Source organism: Hoeflea phototrophica DFL-43 (assembly GCF_000154705.2).
Classification (GTDB): domain Bacteria; phylum Pseudomonadota; class Alphaproteobacteria; order Rhizobiales; family Rhizobiaceae; genus Hoeflea; species Hoeflea phototrophica.
This window is the reverse complement of the sequence record NZ_CM002917.1, coordinates 1,638,677-1,659,466: the sequence shown is the minus strand read 5'-3', so window position 1 is coordinate 1,659,466 and position 20,790 is coordinate 1,638,677. Positions and strand designations below refer to the sequence as shown.

The window sequence follows — 20,790 nt, the reverse complement described above, 5'->3', positions numbered from 1 at the left end:
CTCCTCAGTAGCCCAACGGCGGGGCTGGTTCATTGACGGGTTCGGCCACACGCATCTCGTCGCTGTCGTCGGTGCCCAGTTTCTGGAAGGCGCGATAGCCGAGCACCAGCAGGAAGGCGAAGAACGAGAACGCGATCACGATGGCCGTCAGCACAAGCGCCTGCGGCAACGGATTGGCCGCGGCTGCCGGCAGCACGTCGGAATTCGCGCCGATGATCGGTGGCACCTCACGGGTGACCCGCCCGGCTGTGAAGATCAGCAGGTTGACGGCGTTGCTCAGGATCGCGGCCCCCATCAACACGCGGATGATGTGCTTGGACATGAACAGATAGATCGACACCGTGAACAGGGCACCGACCAGAAGTGCAAAGAGAGGTTCCATCAGTCCCGGTCCCTTTCTTCAAGCGCCAGAGCGATCGACGAGATCGCGCCGACCACGACCAGATAGACGCCGATGTCGAAGACCAGCACGCTGGAGAGCGCAATCTCCACACCGAACAGGTTCGGATAGACCCAAAGGCCGGTCATGAACGGCACGCCGGCAAACACCGAGAGCACGCCCGCGACAGTTCCCATCAACAGCCCGAAAGCGGAGATCCCCATGGGGTGGAAATAGATGGCCCGGCGCACCGGCGCCACGCCGCAGGCGATGCCGTAGATTGCCAGAGCCGAGGCTGCGATCAGCCCGCCGATGAAGCCGCCGCCCGGCTCATTGTGGCCGCGCAGCAGCACGAAGATCGAAAACAGCAGCATCAGGCTGGTCAGATATGGCGCGATCGAGCGGAAAATCACCGTACGCATTATCGGGCCTCCTCACGCTGGTCAGGATCATTGTCAGCCACCGCGGCGTTTCCAAAGCCGGAGCGGATGCGGATCAGCGACAACACCGCTAGGCCGGTGACCATGACCACGGCGATCTCGCCCAAGGTATCCGTTCCGCGGAAGTCGACCAGGATGACGTTGACCACATTGGTGCCGTGGGCAACGATCTTGGAATAGGCGGCGAAGAACTCGCTGAGATAGGGATTGAACGGCTGCTGGGTGACCGACAGCAGATACAGTCCAAACCCGGTACCGCAGGCCAGCGACACGCTCATGTCGATCAGCTTGTCACGGGTGGAGCGATGATCGGAGGCGGAGAGCCGCAGACGTGTCATCACCAGTGCCAGGATCACCACGGCCAGCGTCTCCACCATGAACTGGGTGAAGGAGAGATCCGGCGCGCCGAACAGCATGAACAGCAGCGCCACGGCAAAGCCCTGCACGCCCAGCGAGACAATGGCGGTGAGGCGATCGCGGGCGTAGATCACGGCGCCAAGACCAACGAGCGCGATCGCAAAGACGGCAAGTTCATGGAACTGGGCATCGGCTGGCCAGACCGGCATTGACGGCCACTCACCATACCAGGCCATCGGCGCATAGAGCGCGATCGCAATCATGACGAAAGTGACGGTCATGTAGACATCAAGCTTGCCGGGCTGGACAATCCGGGTGACGGCGATCGAAAGCCGGACGATGCCGGAGATGAACTGGTCAAATCCGCGGTCCGGACCCCAGCCGATGGCGATCAGCACCCGGTCGATCGCGGCGCGCGCCTGATCGAGCTTGAGATAGACCAGCACACCGAAGACTACGGTGACCAGCGACAGCGCCAGGGCCGCACCGATATGCGGGATCAGCGAGATGGTGACGGTTTCGGGCGTACCGGCAACGGCGCTGGCCATCGGAGACGAGATCATCTGATGGGTGAAGGGCGACAGAATTGCGGCGATCAGCGCCACAATGGTCAGCGTCAGCGGTCCGAGCCACAGCAGCACCGGGCCTTCATGGGCGTGTTTCGGGGTTTCGACCTTGGGGCCAAAGAACGGCTTGATGGCGACGGCAAAGCCGATGACGAACATCAGGCCATTGCCGATGATGGCGACGAGCGTGAAGATCAACGACCAGGGGTCAGTGGCCCAGAGCGCGTAGTAGACTTCTTCCTTGGCCAGGAAGCCGAAGAACGGGGGCAACCCGCCCATCGAGATCGCAGCCCCCATGGCGGCGATGAAGGTGATCGGCATTGCGGTTCTAAGGCCGCCGAGCTTGGTCACGTCGCGGGTGCCGGCTTCATGATCGATCAGGCCGGCGACCATGAACAATGCGCCCTTGAACAGCGAGTGCGCCACCAGATAGAGCACCGCGGCGGAAATCGCATAGTCGGAGCCGAAACCTGTCAGCATCACCAGAAGGCCGAGCGAGGACACGGTGGTGTAGGCCAGCATCAGCTTGAGATCGGTCTGGCGGATGGCCAGCAGCGTGCCGACGATCAGCGTCGTGCCGCCGAAGACCGGCAGGATGGTTTCCCACCAGACTGTGTCACCCAGCACCGGATTGAGCCGCATCAAGAGATAGACGCCGGCCTTGACCATGGTGGCCGAATGCAGGAACGCGGAGACCGGTGTCGGCGCTTCCATGGCGTTGGGCAGCCAGAAATGCAGCGGAAACTGGGCCGATTTGGAAAACGCGCCGCCGAGCACGAGCAGCAGCGCCAGCAGGTAGAACGGGCTCAGCCGGAGATCGTCGCCCAGAATGAGAAGCAGCGACAGCTGGGTCACGCCGGTGATGTTCCAGATCACCAGAAGGCCGGCGAGCAGCGCCAGCCCCCCGCCCCCAGTCACCACCAGCGCCTGCAATGCGGCGCGGCGCGAGGCCTCGCGGGTGTGGTCAAAGCCGATCAGCAGGAACGAGGTGATCGAGGTCAGTTCCCAGAACACGAACAGCATCAGGAAGCTGTCGGAAACGACCAGGCCGAGCATCGCTCCCATGAACAGCAGCATGAAAGAGAAGAACCGGCCGAGATTTTCGTGACCTTTGAGGTAGCCGCCCGAATAGAGCATGATCAGCGCGCCGATTCCCGAGATCAACAGCACGAAGGTCAGCGACAGGCCGTCGATCAGCCAGGAGAAGCTGACATTGTAGGAGGGCACCCACTTGAAGCCGCCCGTGACGATCTCACGATTGGCGACCTCGGCAGAGAAGCCCAGGAAGTGGATGAAGATCGCAAGCGGCGCCAGTGCGAGCAGCCATGCGGCATTGTGCCCGAGACGGCGCGTCAGCCATGGTGCGATGAGGGCTGCCAGAAACGGCAGCATGAGAATGATAAAAGTCGTTCCTGGCGCGGCAGCGCTCATTGAAGTTCCCCGGGACGGCTTATGTAGATCCGATGGATACGGATTTTGGAGTTGTTGCTCAAATTTGTTAGACAGCACTTAGTCACGGCGCGGAGCAAGAACAAGGCAAGGAAGTCCGAAAACTGTCGAAAAAGGTCAGGTTTCCACCGCCATAAGGCTGACGGCATAGGCTCTGCGATGTTTTGGCGCAGCTTGCGGCTTTGCTCGCTGCTGATTGCAAGCGCCCGCCGGTAATCTAGGATGAGGCTCCGGAGACATTGTGATGCACACGAAAACCCCAACAAAGACCGCCAGAAGCGACGCCGAGTGGCGGGCGCAGCTGACGGCTGAGCAATATTACGTCACCCGTCAGCATGGCACCGAACAGGCCTTTACGGGACCCAACTGGGACCAGAAGGCGCCCGGCCTTTACCGCTGCGTGTGTTGCCGGCAGGCGCTGTTCCGCTCCGAGACCAAATTCGAGTCCGGCACCGGCTGGCCGAGCTTTTGCCAACCGGTCGCGCCGGAAACGGTCAGCGAGCACAAGGACCGCTCGTTCTTCATGGTGCGCATCGAGATCCGTTGCGCCGGGTGCGAGGCGCATCTGGGCCATGTCTTCAAGGACGGTCCGGAGCCGACCGGCAAGCGCTACTGCATGAACGGGACGGCCATGACTTTCGAACCCGATTGAACGCTCCGCCCCGCTTGACGGACCCGTTGCCAAACCGTCCACCCGAAACACGCCTGGAATTTAGGTCAGCATTATTGACTTAAATTCCAATTCGTGATCAATCTTGCGTGCAACAGAGCGTGCGCGCATTTCTGTTGCGCCAAACGGCTTTTGTTTGAGCAAAACGGACGCGCAACAAGCAACACAACGGAGCCAGATCCCGCCGGGCAAGGTGCGCCGGCGCAGGTCTCGGGGAGAAAATCATGTCCAGGCAGATGCAGCAGGATTCGGCCACCATGCCGACAGCGCCGGGCGGCGCGTCAACCGGCCACGGCCTCGACTGGCCCGCGCTTTTCGCCACCCGTGCGGAGCGGATGAAGGCGTCCGAAATCCGCGAGCTCCTGAAACTGCTCGACCAGCCCGACGTGATCTCCTTTGCCGGCGGCATTCCCGATCCGGCGCTGTTTCCGGCGGACGCCTTTGGCGCGGCGCTGACATCCGCGCTTTCCGGCGACAGCAAGGGCGCGGCGCTGCAATACTCGGTCAGCGAGGGCTACAAGCCGTTGCGCGACTGGCTGGTCACCCGCATGGCCTCGCTGGGCGTCGAATGCAGCGCCGACAACATCATGATCACCTCGGGCTCGCAGCAGGCGCTCGACTATCTCGGCAAGCTGTTCCTGTCACCCCGCGACACCGCGCTGGTCGGCTGGCCCACCTATCTGGGCGCACTTCAGGCCTTCAACGCCTATGAGCCCAGCTATGACCGCCTCACCCCGCTCGGCAACCGCTCGGCTGCCGATTACCGCGAGACCGCGCAGGGCAAGGGCGGGCCCGGGGGCGGCAAGGTGAAATTCGCCTACGCCTCGGCCGATTTCGCCAATCCCACCGGCGAAACGCTGCAAGCCTCGGCGCGTGAGAACATTCTCGATCTGGCCACCGAACTCGACATCGCCGTGATCGAGGACGCCGCCTACCAGTCGCTGCGCTATGACGGGGACGAGGTTCCTCCGCTGCTGGCGCTCGACATTGAACGCAATGGCGGAATCGACAACACCCGCACGATCTATTGCGGCAGCTTTTCCAAGACGCTGGCGCCGGGGCTGCGCGTCGGCTGGGTCTGCGCCGCCAAGCCGGTGATCTCCAAGCTTGTCCTGATGAAACAGGCCGCCGATCTGCATTCGGCGACGCTGAACCAGATGGCGATCCACCAGGTCGCCTCGGACGGCTTCGAGGCGCAGGTCGCCAGGATCAAGGCCACCTATATGGCACGCCGCGACGCGATGCTCGCGGCGCTTGCCCGCCACATGCCGGAGGGCGTGACCTGGACCAGGCCCGATGGCGGCATGTTCGTCTGGGTCACCCTGCCCGAACATTTCGACGGCGCGGCGCTGCTTGCCGAAAGCATCAGAATCGAACGCGTCGCCTTCGTTCCCGGCAAGGCCTTCTTCGCCGACGGCTCCGGGGCGAACACGATAAGGCTGTCGTTTTCGTGCGCCAGCGAGGCGATGATCGAGGAAGGCATCATGCGGCTGGGGCGGGTGGTTCGGGGCGGTTAACGGATGGCAGAGATAGCCAGTCGCACTTGCATGGACATTGCGTATCCCAACTCGGGCTAGCAAGCGGAGGCGCGGATTGCCAACACCCTCCCCCAAACGCAAAGATCCCCCCGTCATTTCTGACGGAGGGATCGTATCAGCGGGTCGCTTTCAGTCAGCGATCAGAATTCGTCCCATTCCTGCTCTTTGACGGCTGCGTTGCCTTGGGCAAGGGGTTTGGCAGCCCTGGGGCTGGGAGCCGTGGCATGGGAAGTTGGGGCTGGCCTGGCCGACGGCTGGGCCATGGCGTTGGCGGTTTGGCGCAGAGCCGAGGCCTGGCTGGAGCTGCCTGCCATCTTGAACTCGCTGACCAGCTTGCGCAGGACGGCGGCTTCATCGGCCAGCGTTGCAGCGGCGGCGGAGGATTCCTCCACCATAGCTGCGTTCTGCTGGGTTGTCCGGTCCATCTCGTTGACGGCGGTGTTGACTTCCGCAAGACCGGTTGACTGTTCGCGCGCCGAGATGGCGATGGCATCCATGTGGCTGTTGATGCTGACAATCAGCTCGCCGATGGAAGTGAGCGCGGTTCCGGTCTGAGAGACCAGATCCACACCGGACGCCACTTCGCTGGTTGAGGCTTCGATGAGTTCCTTGATCTCCTTGGCTGCCTGTGCCGAACGCTGGGCGAGCTCACGCACTTCTTGCGCCACAACCGCAAAGCCCTTGCCCGCTTCACCGGCACGCGCTGCCTCCACACCGGCATTGAGCGCCAGAAGGTTGGTCTGGAACGCGATCTCGTCAATCACGCTGATGATGTTGGAGATCTTGCTCGAGCTTTCCTCGATGCGGCTCATGGCGTTGACAGCCTCGGCGACGACTTCCCCGGACTTTGCCGCCGACTGATTGGCATTGGTGGCAACCTGCCTGGCTTCTTCTGCGCGCTGGGTGGAGTTGGTCACATTGGCTGTGATCTCATCGAGAGCGGCCGCGGTTTCTTCCAGGGCCGCAGCCTGCTGCTCGGTACGCTTGGCGAGATCATTGGCACCATTGGAAATCTCGTGCGAGCCATTGGTGATGGAGCCGACACTCTGCGTGATCGAGTTCATCGTGGACGCCAGTTGCGCGATCGAGGTGTTGAAGTCCTGACGCAGGCCTTCGAAATCCGACGTGAACGTCTCGTCGATCTGGACGGTCAGATCGCCTTGAGCAAGCGCCTTCAGGGCAGATGCAAGGCTGGTGGTGGCTTGCGCCATGGCCGCGGCGCGTTCACCGTCCAGGCGAAGCTGCGCCTCGCGGCTTTGTTCCGTTGCAGCTCTTTGTTCGGTTGCTTCATTCTCAAGCGTGATCTTGGCAATCGACTGGTCCTTGAAGACCTGCACCGCGCGGGCCATCGAGCCGATTTCATCCTTGCGCTCGGCATTGGCAACTTCAACGCCAAGCTCGCCTGCGGACAGCGACGCCATGGCCGTTTCCAGATTGGCGAGGGGCCGGGTGATGCTGCGTGTTACCAGGTAGATTGCAGCCGCAATCACCGCAATGGCCAGCAGCATCAGGGCAATCGACATGATCGCCGTGCTGGTGATCCCCGCGACAACCGGGCTGCTGTCAAAGGCGAGCGCCATGGTGCCGATGTTCATTGCATTGCCTTCTTCCGTGTGCAGAAGCGGCACAAGGGCAACCAGCATGTTGTTGTCCCAATGCAGTGTCGGCGCATCCAACGTGCCTGCCTTGGTAGCGTGTTCGACCGCAATCTTCTGATCGTCGCCATCTCCATCGACAAAGTATGGCTGACCATCAGGCTTAATGACGGAAACCGCCTTGAAGGTGCTGTCCGCCTTGGCAGGATTGATTGTGTTGGCAATCAGCGTCTCATCGAACTGCCACAGACCCAGGGTTGCCCCGGATTTTGTCAGGTCGCCTGTCAAGGAGACGTTCTCTTCAAACATCTTCATCTGCGACTGGGACTGAGACCAGATCATGTAGGATCCGACAGCCAGGAAGCCCACGGCAACCAGGACAAGAATTGGCACAATGAGCTGTAGTGTTATCGACTTTTTCATCGTCATCTCGCGTGTTCAGATTGGGTCTGGATCTCGCTGAGAACAAAATCCAATATTGAATTCAGGAAGGTTTGGTCCAACATCGTTTTCAGCTCACCAGGAGTTGTTTTGCGGCTTGAACCAGTATTTTTCAGGAATCGCCTTGATTTCCTCAGGCATGTTGGGGTTGGGCAGCTCAATGACCTTGCGGCCGTTGAGATTGCCTTGCTCCAGCGACAGCTTCACATTGGCATCGCTGAGAAGCAGCTTTTTGTACGAGCCGTCATCATAGGCTTCGTACAGACCCTTCATGATGTCATCATAGAGGCCCTTTCGATCCGCGGAGACGGTGTAAACCCAGGTCAGCGGATAGTGCACGATCAGCGACTTCTCGACGGCGAGGCCCGGGGCATCATCCACGTTGGCCGCCTGCTCGGCGATGGCCTCGAAGGCTGCACGGGGGAAGTAATCCGCACGGCCGCCAACGGTCATTTTGAACAGCTGATTGTAGGGCCCGGTGCGGACCGTCAGACCGGCGTTTTCAAGGATCCCGATGTCGCCCCAGCCCGGCCCCTGAATGGCGATCATGCTCTCGAGGTCTTCAAGTGACTGGATCGCGCTGAATTCAGCCTGGCGTTCGCCATCAATCAGAAACAGACGGTATCCAAGCAGCCCCCCGTCAATGGGAAACGGCACGTTCTTGAACTTTGTGTCGTCGACCTTGGTTGCCCCACCCCACCGGATATCGATCTTGCCCTCCGCCAAGGCTGCTTTTTCGGCATTGGTGTTCGGGTAGACAACATCGGCGCCTTGAAGCTCGTACTTGTTGTCAAGCTTCCCGACCGCCAGCTCGAGAACCTTGTAAGCCAGACTGCTTGAAGTCTTTTCAGTGAAATTAAACTTGATTGGCATTGGCTCGCTGGCCAGCGCCGATGAATACACAAACAAAGAACACAGCGTCGCGATGCAGATTTGCTTGGCTGGTGATTTGATGCGGCTGATCATTGCAATGCCCTTCTCTTTGAAACAGCCGGAACCCGGGGTTCAGACTCCTCTGGTGCAATGCAAAAAGTATTAGGAATACATTGGTTAACAAAGCAGAAATTAGTTTCTCAATTTTCTGCACTAATTAAAATTTCTCTTTTAAATCAGCATCAAACCACGTTGTGCAATGCGCAATTCTCTTGTTCGCATGTGCGTTTCCGCCGAAGGCAAGCTTCGGTCCGAGCCACAGTTTTCCACCATTTGGGAGCGGGGTTGAGCGCCCTGCTTTACGTAAACCGGCCGCAGGCACATGTCCCATGCAAAGGAAAACGCGCGGGCTGCCGGAGCGGCTGAAGGACATTCCGCCGCACGGGTGCCGGGCATCGTCAGCCGGCACGTTCAGCGCCTTCGCCTTTAAAGTGTCACTGCAATCCGGTACACTTTATCTTTGTGACACGGGAGGATGGCATGCCGGACTATCTCGTTGGTTTCTGGAATCTCGAAAATCTGTTTGCGCCGGAGGGGTTTCCGGCGCGTGAACCCTGGATCGCCAAGAAGAATGCGGGCGATCTTAAAGGCTGGACGCAGGCGCTGTTCGACCGCAAGATCGACCAGCTGGCCTCGATCATCGTGCAGATGGGTGGCGGCGCGGGGCCGGATCTGCTCGGGGTCTGCGAGGTTGAAAACCGGTTCGCACTCGAAGCCCTGAGCGACCGGCTGGATCAGCTTCTGCCGGGGCGGAACTACTCCATCGTGCATGCGGATTCGACCAAGGACAAGCGCGGCATCGACACCGCCTTCATCTTTGACAAGAACCGGCTGGTGATCATCGAGACCGAGATCTTCAGCCATTTCGTGATGCGCCGCACCGGCACCCGCGACATCACCCAATGCACCTTCGTCACCAATTCGGGCAACCAGCTGATCGCGCTGTCCAATCACTGGCCTTCGCGCTCGGGCGGGACCATCGAGAGTGCCGGTTACCGGATGACCGCGGGCGAGACGCTGGGCTACTGGCACGAGCGCATCCGCGAAGAGCGCGACAAGGATGCCGCTGTCATCGCCATGGGCGACATGAATGACGACCCCTACGACGCCTCGCTGATGGTGCATGCCAATGCGCGGCGCGAGCGCGACGATGTGGAGGGCTCGACCTCGGCGATGTTCTACAATCTGAGCTGGAACCTGCTCAGGCAGACGGTCACCAGCAAATCGGGGCGCAAGCGCACGCTCTACGGCACGCTCTATTTCAAGGGGGACGCCAATCTGTTCGACCAGATCCTGGTGTCGCGCTCGCTGCTCAAGGGCAGCACCCCGCTTAAGGTGCTCGAGGACACGGTGCGCATCGAGGCCTATCCCGAGATGACCTCGAATTCGAAGAACGAAGGCCCGATCCGGTTTGGCATGGCCAAGGGCAATGCCGCCAGGAACGTCAACACCGACGGGTATTCGGACCATTTCCCGGTGTCGGTGGTGGTGCGGGAGACCGTGCCGGGCGTATAAGGCGTGCAGAAGAGCAAAAAGGCCGGGATCGCTCCCGGCCTTGTCGCATTTTCGGCAAGCTCGTCAGAACTTAGTTCTTGGTCTTGTCGACCAGCTGGTTCTTGGCGATCCAGGGCATCATGCCGCGCAGCTTCTCGCCGACTTCCTCGATCTGGTGGCTGTCGTTCATGCGGCGGATGCCCTTGAAGCGGGCTGCGCCGGAGCGGTATTCCTGCATCCAGTCGGAGGTGAACTTGCCGGTCTGGATGTCGTTGAGCACGCGCTTCATCTCGGCCTTGGTCTCGGCGGTGATAATGCGCGGACCCGAGACATACTCGCCCCACTCGGCGGTGTTGGAGATCGAGTAGTTCATGTTGGCGATGCCGCCTTCATAGATCAGGTCGACGATGAGTTTGACTTCGTGCAGGCACTCGAAATAGGCCATTTCCGGCGCGTAACCGGCTTCGACCAGGGTCTCGAAACCGGCGCGGATCAGCTCGACCAGGCCGCCGCAGAGAACAACCTGCTCACCGAACAGATCGGTTTCGCACTCTTCGCGGAAGTTGGTTTCGATAATGCCCGAACGGCCGCCGCCAACGCCACAGGCATAGGACAGTGCGAGATCATGGGCGTTGCCCGAGGCATTGTGGTGGATGGCGATCAGGCAGGGCACGCCGCCGCCCTTCTCATACTCGCCGCGCACGGTGTGGCCGGGGCCCTTGGGCGCGATCATCACCACGTCGACGGTGTCCTTGGGTTCGATCAGGCCGAAATGCACATTGAGGCCGTGGGCGAAGGCGATTGCCGCGCCATCGCGGATGTTGCCGGCGATTTCGTCCCTGTAGATGTCGGCCTGCAGCTCATCCGGCGTTGCCATCATCATCAGGTCGGCCCAACCGGCGGCTTCGGCGACGCTCATCACCTTGAAGCCGTCGGCTTCGGCCTTCTTGGCGGTGGCCGAACCGGCGCGCAGGGCGACGGCGACATTGGTTGCGCCCGAATCCTTGAGGTTGAGCGCATGCGCGCGTCCCTGCGAACCGTAACCAATGATGGCCACTTTCTTCGACTTGATCAGATTGAGATCGGCATCGGCATCATAATAAACGCGCATGATAGTCTCCCGTTTTGCGTGTTGTTGTCTTTGTTGGTCCGGGCAAAGGGCTTTGCACCCCTCACCTGTTCTTCATCCCCGTCCATAGAGATCGAGGAATTTGGTCACCGCCAGAGCGGAGATGGTTTTGATTTGGGCCGTATCGGGCCGGTAGTCCTCGCCCAGAAGCGCGCGGATCTGCGCATCCGCCACCACCAGGCCGAAGAAGACGCGAAACGCCTCGCCCGCATCCTCAAAGCTCAGAAGCCCGGCCTCCCTGCCTGCCTCGAACAACGGCTCGAGCCGCCGCTTCATGGCAAAGGGACCGTTGGTGAGCACGATCCCGCCAAGCCGGCTCTTGCCCGATCCGGCATGGGACACCGCGGCGCGGTTGAGCGCGATCGACAGATCGCCGGTGATCACGCTGAGCCAGCTTTCAGCAAAGCCGGTCAGCGCCTGTTCCAGGCTCGCACGGGTCAGCTTGTCCCGCGGCAGCTTCGGCATCCGCACCTTGGACGCCTGCCAGCGCACCGTGGCGGTCAAAAGCCCATCGCGGTCGCCAAACCACTTGTAAAGCGTCTCCTTGGAGCAGCTTGCCGCGCGTGCCACGGCGGCAACCGAAAACCCGTCCCCTTCCGCCACCATCAGCTTGAGCACGGCATCGAGCACTTCGCGCTGGCGTTCGGTGAATTCATCATCCACCGGCAGCGCGACAGCCGGATCAACCGCCTGTCCCACCGCGGACCTGATGCGCGCGGGCGCGCTTTGGTGATGAAGGTTCAATGTCATGGCCGCGCATGTACCGTACCGTACGGTACGCCGTCAAGTCAAATCAATGATGTTTACATCGGGCGAACTCACTCTCCAGCGCGGGACACTCCTTCTTCGGGAACCGGCCTCTCTCCACAGCGACCTTGTCAGGGCCTTGAAACATCGCGCAAAAGCAGCAGGAACCCGGCGGCCAGCAAGGTCATGGCGGCGATGAACAGGGCGGCAATCAGGTTGGAGAGGTCGGGGACGAGGTAATCGCTGATAAAGATGGACACGACGACAGAGCAGATCAGGATGGCGGCTGTCACGTTGCACCTGATGGCCCACCGGATCCCCGACAGACGGGCTGCAAGCAAGCGTGAGGCGGCCTTGTCCGGCTCAGCCGCGGTCGCCTCACCTTCCGGACGCTCGCCCAGCACGCGGATCTGATCCTGGGTCTGGGACATGCGATTGAACAGGAGGGTCAGCAGCGCGGCAATCGCGGTCAGCATGAAGACCGGCGCGACCGAGAGCTGGATTTCCTGGGCTATCGACAGGGTTTCCGGCAAGGCTTGCATTCGGTGTTTCCTCTCAAATCAGGTTTGTTCAAAATTCTTCAGGATGATCAGGCGGGAATGATGTCGAAAATCGCGTTGATCACCGCGTCCACCGCAACGGCGGCGAGGATCATCCCCATCACCCGGCTGACAATTGCAGCCCCTCCCTTGCCGATGACTTTGAGGATCGGGCCGGCGAGCAACATCAACACCAGAGCGCAGGCGAGAACCGACAGCAGGATGGCCGCCGTGACGACCTGCTCGGCGATGCTGAAGCGGTTGTTGTCGGTCAGAAGAACGATGGTCAGCATCGCGCCCGGCGAGGCGATGGAGGGAACCGCAAGCGGGAAAATCGCCGGTGACGGGGCATCGTCCGCGGCGGCCTCGGCGGTTTCACGCTCGGGCTTGGACTCGCCAAAGATCATGGTCAGCGCAAACAGAAACAGAATGAGCCCGCCGGCGATCTGAAAGGCCGGCAGGCTGATGCCGAGCGCATCGATCAGGAACTGACCGGCGACCAGAAAGAACAGAAGAACGCCAGCGGCAGTGAGCGCGGCCTGCACCGCGATCCAGCGGTGTGCCGACGGCGCAAGTGACGCGGTCACCGCAACGAAGACCGGTATGGTGCCGATCGGGTCGACCACGACCCAGATGGTAACGAACTGCTCAAACATGCTTGGCATCTTAAAAATCCGGATTCTGCAATTGCGGCAACCCCTTGGGACTGAACCATTTTATGCAGCGCGACGCTACAGGTTCCCCGCGGCTTTGCACAGCCTCGATATGTCCCGGGCCTCAGTCGGGCTCCGCATGGAGCACTTCGCGCTGGCACCCGGTGAACTCGGGTCCACCGGCAGCGTAACAGCCGGATCAACCGCCTGCCCGCCCCGGACCTGGAGTTGGAGGCGGGCACCGGGCCAACTTTCCGCATCTGCCGGAAGGCGCTACAATTGGCCAGGAAAGCCAGGCCGGGATATGCCCGATGAAGTATCTTCTGCACACAAGGGCTGGTGAAGTCCGGATGTATGTCCGGCTCGATGAGGACGGCGTAGAGCTGCGCGACGGGCAGCTGTTCTGGAGCGAGCGCGGACGCCAGAAATCGGCTCACCTGAAGGACCTCAGCCGTGTGAACCTGAAGGTCAATTTCGGCGGACGGGCCAGAGTGGTCGGGATCATGGTCTTGTGGTTCCGGGATGGAACCACCCTCAACATCTTCTCCGCTGATGCGGTGGGCCGGTTTGACCGGCAGCGCAGCGCGACCTACCGCAGCTTTGTCCAAGACCTGCATGACGCGATCCCGCAGGATTGCCGTTCCCGGATCGCATTTGTTGCCGGAGGGGCGAACAACAATGCCGCCCGCGTTGCCGGGGCACTGACCCTCGCTGCGGCAGTTGCCGCTGCTGTTGCGGTGCTGTGGAACATTGAGGCCATCACCACAGAGATCGTGATCATTCTTGGCCTGGCCGGCTTTTTTCTGATCTGGCCACTTTCCAGACTTATGTCGGCCAACTCAGGCGAGAGCTACCGCCCGCACCGGATCCCCGAAAATCTGCTGCCCTGAGGATGAGGTCTCTGCGGCAGCTGTTGCCTTCTGCCTCAGCCCCGTTCGCCCAGGACCAAGCCAAACCACCTCACTTGAGCATATGGCACCGGGTCAGGGTCTGGCTTTGGCCGTCGATGCTCAAGGTCATGGCGCTGCTGTTTGCCATTGCAATGGTAATCGTGCGCTTTCTGGTCTTGCGCTTGATCTTGCAGCTGGCCTCGAGCTGCAGGTAGCCCTGCCCCGGCGCGCCGGGTTCGAAGCTGCAGGTCTCGCCCGGATGGCGCAACGACACCGGGGTGATAACGGCATAACCCTCAAAGGCAGTCTGGTCCATCATCGCGCAGGCATCGCCGGATTTGGCCCAGACTCCGACATAGGCGAGCCGGCTTGAATTGCGGTCATGGCTCGCTGCCTCGATGGTGTCATTGCGTAGCAGGCTCTGCGGCGGCATCAGCGAGGAGAAGTTGGCAGGAACCGCCGGGCGGGATGGTTTGGACGGGGATTCCGTCTGGCAACCAGCCAGTGCCATGCTCAAAAAAGCTGCGGAGGTCGCTGCGAAGATCGATGTGGTGAGCCGACTCATTAATGCCCCTGTGAAATCACGTAGGTTTTTTGACCGAGACATGCCGCAATTTCAAGCAGGAAGATGCGCGCCCTGGCCGGGCCGGGCCAAACGGCGGAAAACCGGCGATGAACGTTCCTGAAGGCCGGTTCAGGCCCATGGCTTCGCCCGGTTTTCGGGACGCTGGCTTGAATTGTCCGCCCAATATGCAATCATCCTAATAGGAGCACAGGCGCTTCAGTCTCGCATACGGCAATCTGGAGGACAGGATCGTGACCAGGGGAAAGATCACCCGCAGGGGCATTCTTGCAAGCGGCGGTGCCGCCGCCCTCATAGCAGCCAATGGCGGCAGTTTCGCGCAAACCGAAAAGCCCGTCACCGATCTCAAACCCGGCGAATGGACCTGGTATCCGGAGCGGGCTCTGGAAGGGCCGGTGGCGGTGCTGGTGTCGCTGTCCGACCAGCTCGCCTTCGTCTACCGCAACGGCATCCGCATCGGGGTTTCGACCGTGTCGACCGGGCGCAAGGGCTATGAAACGCCAACCGGGGTCTTCTCGGTGCTGAGCAAGGAGAAGATGCATCTGTCGAAAGCCTACAACAACGCCGAGATGCCCGACAGCCAGTTCTTCTTCGGCGGCTGCGCGCTGCATGCCGGCGGGTTGCCGGGCTATCCCAGTTCCCATGGCTGTGTGCATCTTCCCAAGGCCTTTGCCGATCTGGTCTTTGGCGTCACCCACAACGGCACCCCGGTAATCGTCACCAAGGCGCGCTCGGGGATCGGCAGCCTGAGCCATTCCGGTCTGGTGCTGACCAGCTCGGATCTCAAGGCCGTGGAAACCATGACCGGCCATGTCGCCGGCAAGAGCCTGCCGCGCGACAAGTCAGGCGAGAAGGATGATGCCTTCGCCATTGTCGTCAGCGGTGCCGACAGCAGGTTGATCGCGCTCAAGAACGGCAAGGAGTTCATCAGTGCCGATATCGGCATCGAGCATCCGCGTCTGCCATTGGGCACGCATGTCTATCTGCTCAAGGGAATCAACCCGGCGACCCATGTCTATGACTGGATGGCGGTGGGGCTTGGAACCGGGCACGAAACGGCGGTGGATGTTCAGCGGGAGATCGCGGCGACGGCACGGCTGATGATCCCGCCGAATGTCTATCAGAAGATCGCCCGCAACCTGCACCCGGGCGCGACCATGATGCTGACCGACCTTCCGGCGCATCCCGAGACCCGATCGGCCACCGATTTCGTGATCATGCGAGACAGTGCAGGCGTCTGATCGCTGATCAGTCCGCGGCTTGCGCGTCGTAGATTTTGCGCGACGAGTCCACGGCGGCAAAATTGTCGCTGGCCCAGATCACAAGATCATGAAGCGGCACGAGCATCGACTTTCCCAGATCGTTCAGCCCGTATTCGACGCTGGGCGGCTTGGTGGGATAGACCTTGCGGTAGATGTAGCCGTCCCGCTCCAGATCGCGCAGGCTCTGGGTCAGCATGCGTTGCGAAATGTCAGGCACCAGACGGCGCAGCTCGCCAAAACGGTACGGCCGTTCGGCCAGCGCCAGCAACAGCAGCGTGCTCCACTTGCCAAAAATGCCCTGCATCACCTGGCGTACCGGGCAGTTATTAGGATTTTGATCGCCCTGCATCATCCTAAGCCGCTCGGAAAATGGAATATGCGCGTCCATGAGGTGGTTCCTTCAAGGTAACTATCGGTGGCAAAACTGCCTTCTTCCCTCCCTCTTCCACATACCATATATGCCGTAACTCTCAATATGAGAGTAGATTATTTTTTGAGATCGACACGAACCCGGTCTCGCAGGAAAGGAAACACAATGACCGGAAAACTGCTCGTCACCGGCGCATCAGGACAACTGGGCACGCGCGTGCTTCACCATCTCATCGAGACTTTCAAAGTCCCCGTGTCAGATATCATCGCCGGCTCGCGCGATACAGCGAAGCTCACCGATCTCGCCGCGCGCGGCGTCGAGACACGCCGGGTCGATTTCGAAGACGCGGACTCGATGAAGGACGGCCTTGCCGGTGTTGACCGGATCCTGATCATCTCTACCGATGTGCTTGACGGAACAGACAGGCGTCTGCGCCAGCATCTGGCGGCGGTTGCAGCCGCGAAGGAAGCCGGTGTCAGCCACATCCTCTACACATCCATGCCCAACCCGGATGACAGCAAGGTGCTGTTCGCGCCCGATCACAAGGGAACCGAGGACGCGATCATTGCAACCGGCCTCGGCTACACGATTTTCCGCGTCAGCTGGTACATGGAAAACCTCTTCATGACGCTGCCGCCGGCCCTGGCAAGCGGTCAATGGTACAGCTCTGCAGGAACCGGAAAAGTCGCCAATATCGCTCGCGACGACGTCGCCCGGGCGATTGCGGGGAGCCTCGCCACGCCTTCCGCCGACAACGAAATCCACACGCTCACGGGTCCTGTGGCCTTCACCACCGACGAGATCGCAGAACTGGCGTCACAGGCAACCGGCAAACCGCTCACCGTGGTTCATGTGACCGACGACCAACTGGCACAGGGCATGGCTGGAGCCGGCGTTCCGGCACCTTACATCCCGACATTTGTCTCCTTCGACACCAACACGCGGGAAGGCAAGGTCGACATTGTGACGGACGCGGCAGCCAAACTGTCTGGAACCCAACTGACAACGCTGAATGGCTTTCTGCAAGCCAGCAAGTCGGCCCTCGGAGCCTGACACCAGATCCGACAAAACCATGTCATGGATCTGACCTCCCGCCATGGCATCGGCCTCCCTCGTTAAGTCCGTTGTCGAGGGGGGCCTTTTTCAGTTGAAACTCAACCGCAAGCGCGGACAAAGCGGCGAACGGTTTCGGCCATTCCGTATTCCAGTGCATCGGCGGTCAGACCATGGCCGATCGAGACCTCGAGCAGATTGGGCAGCGCGCGGGCCAGGCCCGGCATGTTGTCCACCGTCAGGTCGTGCCCGGCATTGACGCCAAGACCCAGTTCGGCGGCAATTGAACCGGCGGTCTTGAGCTTGTCGAGCTCTTCGGCGGCACGCGCGGGGTCGTCATAGGTGCCGCCATAGGGCCCGGTGTAGAACTCGACCCGGTCCGCGCCCGTTGCCTTGGCGGCCTCCAGCGCGGAACGGGTGGCATCGGGATCGCAAAACAGCGACACCCGTGCGCCATTCTTCTTCAGCCGTTGCACCACCGAGCGCAGGACATTGCCCTTGCCTTCGAAATCCCAGCCATGATCGGACGTCGCCTGCGATGGATCGTCGGGCACAAGGGTGACCTGTTCGGGCTGGTTGGCCTCGACGAGATCGAGAAAATCATCGGTCGGATAGCCCTCGATGTTGAATTCCGCCTGGGGGAACTCGTCATCGATCAACGCACGGAGCTCGGGCAGATCGGAGAACCGGATGTGGCGCTGGTCAGGCCGCGGATGCACGGTCAACCCGTGCGCACCATTTTGAAGCGCAATCCGGCCAAGCGCCGTGACGCTCGGCCACGGCAAGTCCCGGCGGTTTCTGAGCATGGCGACAGCATTGAGATTGACGGAGAGTTGCGCGGGCATGGAGGTCTCTTGAAAAAGCGGGTTGGATCGGGCCTGCAGCGCGACCCAACCCCAGATCAGGGCACACCGATCATAGGCAAACGCTGCACGAAGTGAAATGAATTTCCCGAAAGCGCTCATTCGCGGCGCGAATGGATCCCGGTACATTCACCCGTTGAAGCTGACGGGCGATGACGCCGCAAAGCCTGCCGCGCTCAACTGGGTCAAACCGGGCTGCAACGCACACATAACGTCATTATTTTGAAGTGTCCTGTGCACGTTCCATCGGACCCGCGGCGCACCAGCAGCTCCCGCACACCCGGGCAATCAGAGCTTGCCGCGGCGCAGGCGGGAGGCGTAATCCTGAAGCTGCTCATCGTAGGTTTCGATCATCCGGCGCTGCCGCCGCTTCCCGATCCTGAGCGCAATCCAGAAGAACAGGATCGCAGCCACCGCGACCAAAGCGAAAATCGGGCCGCCGAGCTCGCTCGGGTCGGAGGTTCCGAAAACCTGCTTGAGCAGTGGTTTGTATTCGAAGGCCCGGGCCGGGGCTGCCATAACCATACCAACCAGCAGTGTGGTGATTGCGGAGATTTTACGCATTCCCGGAATTCCTTGTGCAACTCTTGGGCGCGCACTCTAACCCGGCAGGGTTAAAACTTATCCCACTTCCTGACGACACAAAATGGGACAGAAAGGCAATGATCCAAGGCTCATGCCGGCACGCCAAACATAGAGCCCGAGTGGAATCTGTGCTGCTGCAGCTACGCCAGCTGCAAGGACGGCGTTCCTGTTCCCGAGGACGCCAGCATCCAAGCCGATTTCTCAGATCATCCGTTCGTTCACGGTGCACCTTATCTGCGATTTTATGCAGGGGCTCCGTTGCCGGCCACTGGCGGCTTGATGCGGCGGGCCGATCTGGCGCTTTAGCGGCCAAGAACGCGGGGCGCAACCGTTCGGTGATGAAGCCGGCTGAGGGCCTGTCAATTGGGTGCGCTCACGGGTTGAACGTCGCCCTTGTGCGCGGACCAATGCCCGCCTACCATTCATAGCCGGGAGAGGCTGCGAATGATCTTCATCACCACTGCAAAGAATGGCGACAAGATCGAATACCGTGACCGCAAGCGATGGCTGTGGGTGCTGTCGGTGCTGTCGCCATCGCTGCCGGGCCTGGCCGCCCTCGCCTATCTTGCCAGCGGCAGTGCCTGGTGGATTGTGGTTCCGGTGGTGTTTTACTACGGCGTCCTGGTTGTCGCTGATCACTTCATCGGCACAGACCCGAACAATCCGCCCGAAGACGTTGTCGGGCAGATGGCCTCCGATCCGTTTTACCGGGTGTTGCTGTTTGCCTCGGTGCCGGTGTTCTGGTTTTCCTTCCTCGCCTGCGCGATTGCGGCCGGCCAGCCGGATACCCCATTTCTGGTCTATCTGGGACTGGTGCTGAGCAGCGGCATCAGTTCCGGAACGGCCATCACGGTTGGCCATGAGCTGGGACACAAGCCCAACCGGCTCGATCAATGGGGCGCGAAACTGGCGAATGCGGTCTCGGGCTACGGGCACTTCTCAATCGAACACAATCGCGGGCATCACGTGCATGTGGCGACACCCGGCGACCCGGCATCCGCACGGCTCGGCGAAAGTCTGTGGCGCTTTGCGCTCAGGGAAATTCCGGGCACCGCTGTGCGCGGCTGGGAGATGGAAAGCGTCCGGCTTGCCCGCAAGGGGCACGGCTTCTGGCATTGGCGCAACGACATTCTTCAGGGCTATGCCATCACTTTGCTGGCCGCCGCGGCGCTGATCCTGGCCTTCGGCTGGAACATTGTACCGTTTCTCCTTCTCAACGGCTTGATCGGATGGTTCCATCTCACCTTTGCGAACTATGTCGAGCATTACGGGCTCAAGCGCGAGCTCAGGCACGACGGGCGCTATGAGCCGTGCGAACCGCATCACTCCTGGAACACCAATCACATTGTGACAAACCTGATGCTGTTTCATCTCCAGCGCCACTCAGACCATCATGCCAACCCGCTGAGACCCTACCAGGCCCTGCGATCGTTTGATCATCTGCCAAGCCTGCCGTCGGGCTATCCCGGCTGTTTCCTGCTCGCCGCCATCCCGCCCTTGTGGTTCAAGGTGATGGATCCGAAGGTGATCGCATGGGCCGGGGGAGATCTGTCGCGCACCAATCTGGATCCGTCACGCGCGGATCACTATCAATCCGCCAAAGTCTTGACCTCATGACCGAACTGCCCGCCATCTCATTCGAACGGATGAGTTCGGTCCTTGCCTTTCTTGATGAGGCCAACCGGCTGAAAGATACCTTGCGCAGCGGGCGCACGCCTCAAGGCCGCCAGGAAAGCACTGCCGAGCACAGCTGGCGCCTTTGCCTGCTGGCCATTCTCCTGGCCGGTGAACTCAAGGACGTGGACCTGCTCAGACTTCTCAAGATCTGTATCGTTCATGACCTGGGTGAGGCCATATCCGGCGACGTGCCCGCGACTGAACAACGCGCCGGCGATGACCGGGCAGAGCGCGAGCGGGCGGATCTCATCACTCTGTGTGCGCCGCTTCCGGAAGATCTCAGAAGCGAGATCGTATCGCTGTGGGATGAGTACGCCCAAGCCACTTCGCCCGAGGCAATCATGGCCAAGGGCCTGGACAAGATCGAAACCATGCTGACCCACAGCACCGGCAAGAATGATGATGATTTCGACTACCGGTTCAATCTGGGTTACGGATTGCCGGCGACCAACTGCCATCCGCTGCTGATCGCGCTAAGGCAGCATGTCGACAAGCGGCACCGCGACATTATCGATCGCGATGCCTTTGACGTAACGGTTGGTGCTCCGAAGACTCAGACCCCGTAATCTCCGGCAGC

Annotated in this window: 21 protein-coding genes; 8 read left to right on the top strand and 13 right to left on the bottom strand. The window is 60.8% G+C overall.

Features of this window, described 5'->3' with window-relative positions; genetic code table 11:
• Positions 1–4 precede the first annotated feature (4 nt).
• Genes HPDFL43_RS07695 through HPDFL43_RS07685 form a run of 3 tightly spaced genes read right to left on the bottom strand, consistent with a single transcriptional unit; the run spans position 5 to position 3,173 of the window.
• The gene (locus HPDFL43_RS07695; protein ID WP_007196737.1) at positions 5–382 is read right to left on the bottom strand and encodes a Na+/H+ antiporter subunit C; all 378 of its coding nucleotides are present in this window, start codon (positions 380–382) and stop codon (positions 5–7) included.
• Complete coding sequence (locus HPDFL43_RS07690; protein ID WP_007196736.1) at positions 382–801, bottom strand: Na(+)/H(+) antiporter subunit B; 420 nt, start codon at positions 799–801, stop codon at positions 382–384. Before HPDFL43_RS07690 ends, HPDFL43_RS07695 begins: the two co-directional genes overlap by 1 nt.
• On the bottom strand, positions 801–3,173 hold the full coding sequence (locus HPDFL43_RS07685) for a putative monovalent cation/H+ antiporter subunit A (protein WP_040449124.1): 2,373 nt from the start codon (positions 3,171–3,173) through the stop codon (positions 801–803). Before HPDFL43_RS07685 ends, HPDFL43_RS07690 begins: the two co-directional genes overlap by 1 nt.
• Before the next feature lie 262 nt (positions 3,174–3,435).
• Here HPDFL43_RS07685 and msrB point away from each other — a divergent pair, with 262 nt between their 5' ends.
• On the top strand, positions 3,436–3,843 hold the full coding sequence (gene msrB, locus HPDFL43_RS07680) for a peptide-methionine (R)-S-oxide reductase MsrB (RefSeq protein ID WP_007196734.1): 408 nt from the start codon (positions 3,436–3,438) through the stop codon (positions 3,841–3,843).
• Positions 3,844–4,097: 254 nt separating this feature from the next.
• Positions 4,098–5,378 (top strand): aminotransferase-like domain-containing protein, encoded by a 1,281-nt coding sequence (locus tag HPDFL43_RS07675; protein ID WP_007196733.1) that lies wholly within the window; start codon positions 4,098–4,100, stop codon positions 5,376–5,378.
• Between the two features lie 161 nt (positions 5,379–5,539).
• On the opposite strand, the gene HPDFL43_RS07670 is transcribed toward HPDFL43_RS07675, so the two are convergent.
• Both HPDFL43_RS07670 and HPDFL43_RS21335 read right to left on the bottom strand, forming a co-directional pair.
• On the bottom strand, positions 5,540–7,423 hold the full coding sequence (locus HPDFL43_RS07670) for a methyl-accepting chemotaxis protein (protein ID WP_007196732.1): 1,884 nt from the start codon (positions 7,421–7,423) through the stop codon (positions 5,540–5,542).
• Between the two features lie 87 nt (positions 7,424–7,510).
• A complete protein-coding gene (locus tag HPDFL43_RS21335; RefSeq protein ID WP_156970222.1) occupies positions 7,511–8,308 on the bottom strand; it encodes a type 2 periplasmic-binding domain-containing protein in 798 nt (265 codons plus the stop codon).
• A 540-nt stretch (positions 8,309–8,848) separates the two neighbouring features.
• Between HPDFL43_RS21335 and HPDFL43_RS07660 the strand changes: the two genes are divergently transcribed.
• Entirely contained in the window at positions 8,849–9,883 is a 1,035-nt protein-coding gene (locus HPDFL43_RS07660; protein WP_007196730.1) for an endonuclease/exonuclease/phosphatase family protein, read from the top strand.
• Between the two features lie 70 nt (positions 9,884–9,953).
• On the opposite strand, the gene ilvC is transcribed toward HPDFL43_RS07660, so the two are convergent.
• From ilvC to HPDFL43_RS07640, 4 genes are all read right to left on the bottom strand, one after another.
• Complete coding sequence (gene ilvC, locus HPDFL43_RS07655) at positions 9,954–10,973, bottom strand: ketol-acid reductoisomerase (RefSeq protein WP_007196729.1); 1,020 nt, start codon at positions 10,971–10,973, stop codon at positions 9,954–9,956.
• 72 nt (positions 10,974–11,045) lie between these two features.
• Positions 11,046–11,741 carry a TetR/AcrR family transcriptional regulator C-terminal domain-containing protein gene (locus HPDFL43_RS07650; RefSeq protein WP_007196728.1) on the bottom strand — a complete coding sequence of 232 codons (696 nt, stop codon included), beginning with the start codon at positions 11,739–11,741 and terminating at the stop codon, positions 11,046–11,048.
• 128 nt (positions 11,742–11,869) lie between these two features.
• Positions 11,870–12,280, bottom strand: a complete 411-nt coding sequence (locus tag HPDFL43_RS07645) for a DUF2721 domain-containing protein (RefSeq protein WP_007196727.1) — start codon at positions 12,278–12,280, stop codon at positions 11,870–11,872.
• A 47-nt stretch (positions 12,281–12,327) separates the two neighbouring features.
• On the bottom strand, positions 12,328–12,942 hold the full coding sequence (locus HPDFL43_RS07640) for a MarC family protein (protein ID WP_007196726.1): 615 nt from the start codon (positions 12,940–12,942) through the stop codon (positions 12,328–12,330).
• 299 nt (positions 12,943–13,241) lie between these two features.
• Here HPDFL43_RS07640 and HPDFL43_RS07635 point away from each other — a divergent pair, with 299 nt between their 5' ends.
• Complete coding sequence (locus HPDFL43_RS07635; protein ID WP_007196725.1) at positions 13,242–13,820, top strand: hypothetical protein; 579 nt, start codon at positions 13,242–13,244, stop codon at positions 13,818–13,820.
• Positions 13,821–13,890: 70 nt separating this feature from the next.
• On the opposite strand, the gene HPDFL43_RS07630 is transcribed toward HPDFL43_RS07635, so the two are convergent.
• A complete protein-coding gene (locus tag HPDFL43_RS07630; RefSeq protein WP_007196724.1) occupies positions 13,891–14,385 on the bottom strand; it encodes a hypothetical protein in 495 nt (164 codons plus the stop codon).
• 251 nt (positions 14,386–14,636) lie between these two features.
• Between HPDFL43_RS07630 and HPDFL43_RS07625 the strand changes: the two genes are divergently transcribed.
• Positions 14,637–15,644 (top strand): L,D-transpeptidase family protein, encoded by a 1,008-nt coding sequence (locus HPDFL43_RS07625; protein WP_007196723.1) that lies wholly within the window; start codon positions 14,637–14,639, stop codon positions 15,642–15,644.
• 7 nt (positions 15,645–15,651) lie between these two features.
• Here the strand turns inward: HPDFL43_RS07625 and HPDFL43_RS07620 are convergent, their stop codons facing one another.
• Positions 15,652–16,017, bottom strand: a complete 366-nt coding sequence (locus tag HPDFL43_RS07620; RefSeq protein WP_007196722.1) for a winged helix-turn-helix transcriptional regulator — start codon at positions 16,015–16,017, stop codon at positions 15,652–15,654.
• 183 nt (positions 16,018–16,200) lie between these two features.
• On the opposite strand from HPDFL43_RS07620, the gene HPDFL43_RS07615 reads away from it, so the two are divergent.
• Positions 16,201–17,088 (top strand): SDR family oxidoreductase, encoded by an 888-nt coding sequence (locus HPDFL43_RS07615; RefSeq protein ID WP_007196721.1) that lies wholly within the window; start codon positions 16,201–16,203, stop codon positions 17,086–17,088.
• Positions 17,089–17,189: 101 nt separating this feature from the next.
• Here HPDFL43_RS07615 and HPDFL43_RS07610 read toward each other — a convergent pair whose 3' ends face one another.
• Both HPDFL43_RS07610 and HPDFL43_RS07605 read right to left on the bottom strand, forming a co-directional pair.
• Positions 17,190–17,933, bottom strand: coding sequence for a pyridoxine 5'-phosphate synthase (locus HPDFL43_RS07610; RefSeq protein ID WP_007196720.1), 744 nt, complete (start codon positions 17,931–17,933; stop codon positions 17,190–17,192).
• Positions 17,934–18,239: 306 nt separating this feature from the next.
• On the bottom strand, positions 18,240–18,515 hold the full coding sequence (locus HPDFL43_RS07605; RefSeq protein WP_007196719.1) for a hypothetical protein: 276 nt from the start codon (positions 18,513–18,515) through the stop codon (positions 18,240–18,242).
• Between the two features lie 465 nt (positions 18,516–18,980).
• On the opposite strand from HPDFL43_RS07605, the gene HPDFL43_RS07600 reads away from it, so the two are divergent.
• Positions 18,981–20,153 carry an alkane 1-monooxygenase gene (locus tag HPDFL43_RS07600; protein WP_007196718.1) on the top strand — a complete coding sequence of 391 codons (1,173 nt, stop codon included), beginning with the start codon at positions 18,981–18,983 and terminating at the stop codon, positions 20,151–20,153.
• Complete coding sequence (locus HPDFL43_RS07595) at positions 20,150–20,779, top strand: HD domain-containing protein (protein WP_007196717.1); 630 nt, start codon at positions 20,150–20,152, stop codon at positions 20,777–20,779. The genes HPDFL43_RS07600 and HPDFL43_RS07595 overlap by 4 nt, the downstream gene beginning before the upstream one ends.
• Positions 20,780–20,790: the final 11 nt, after the last annotated feature.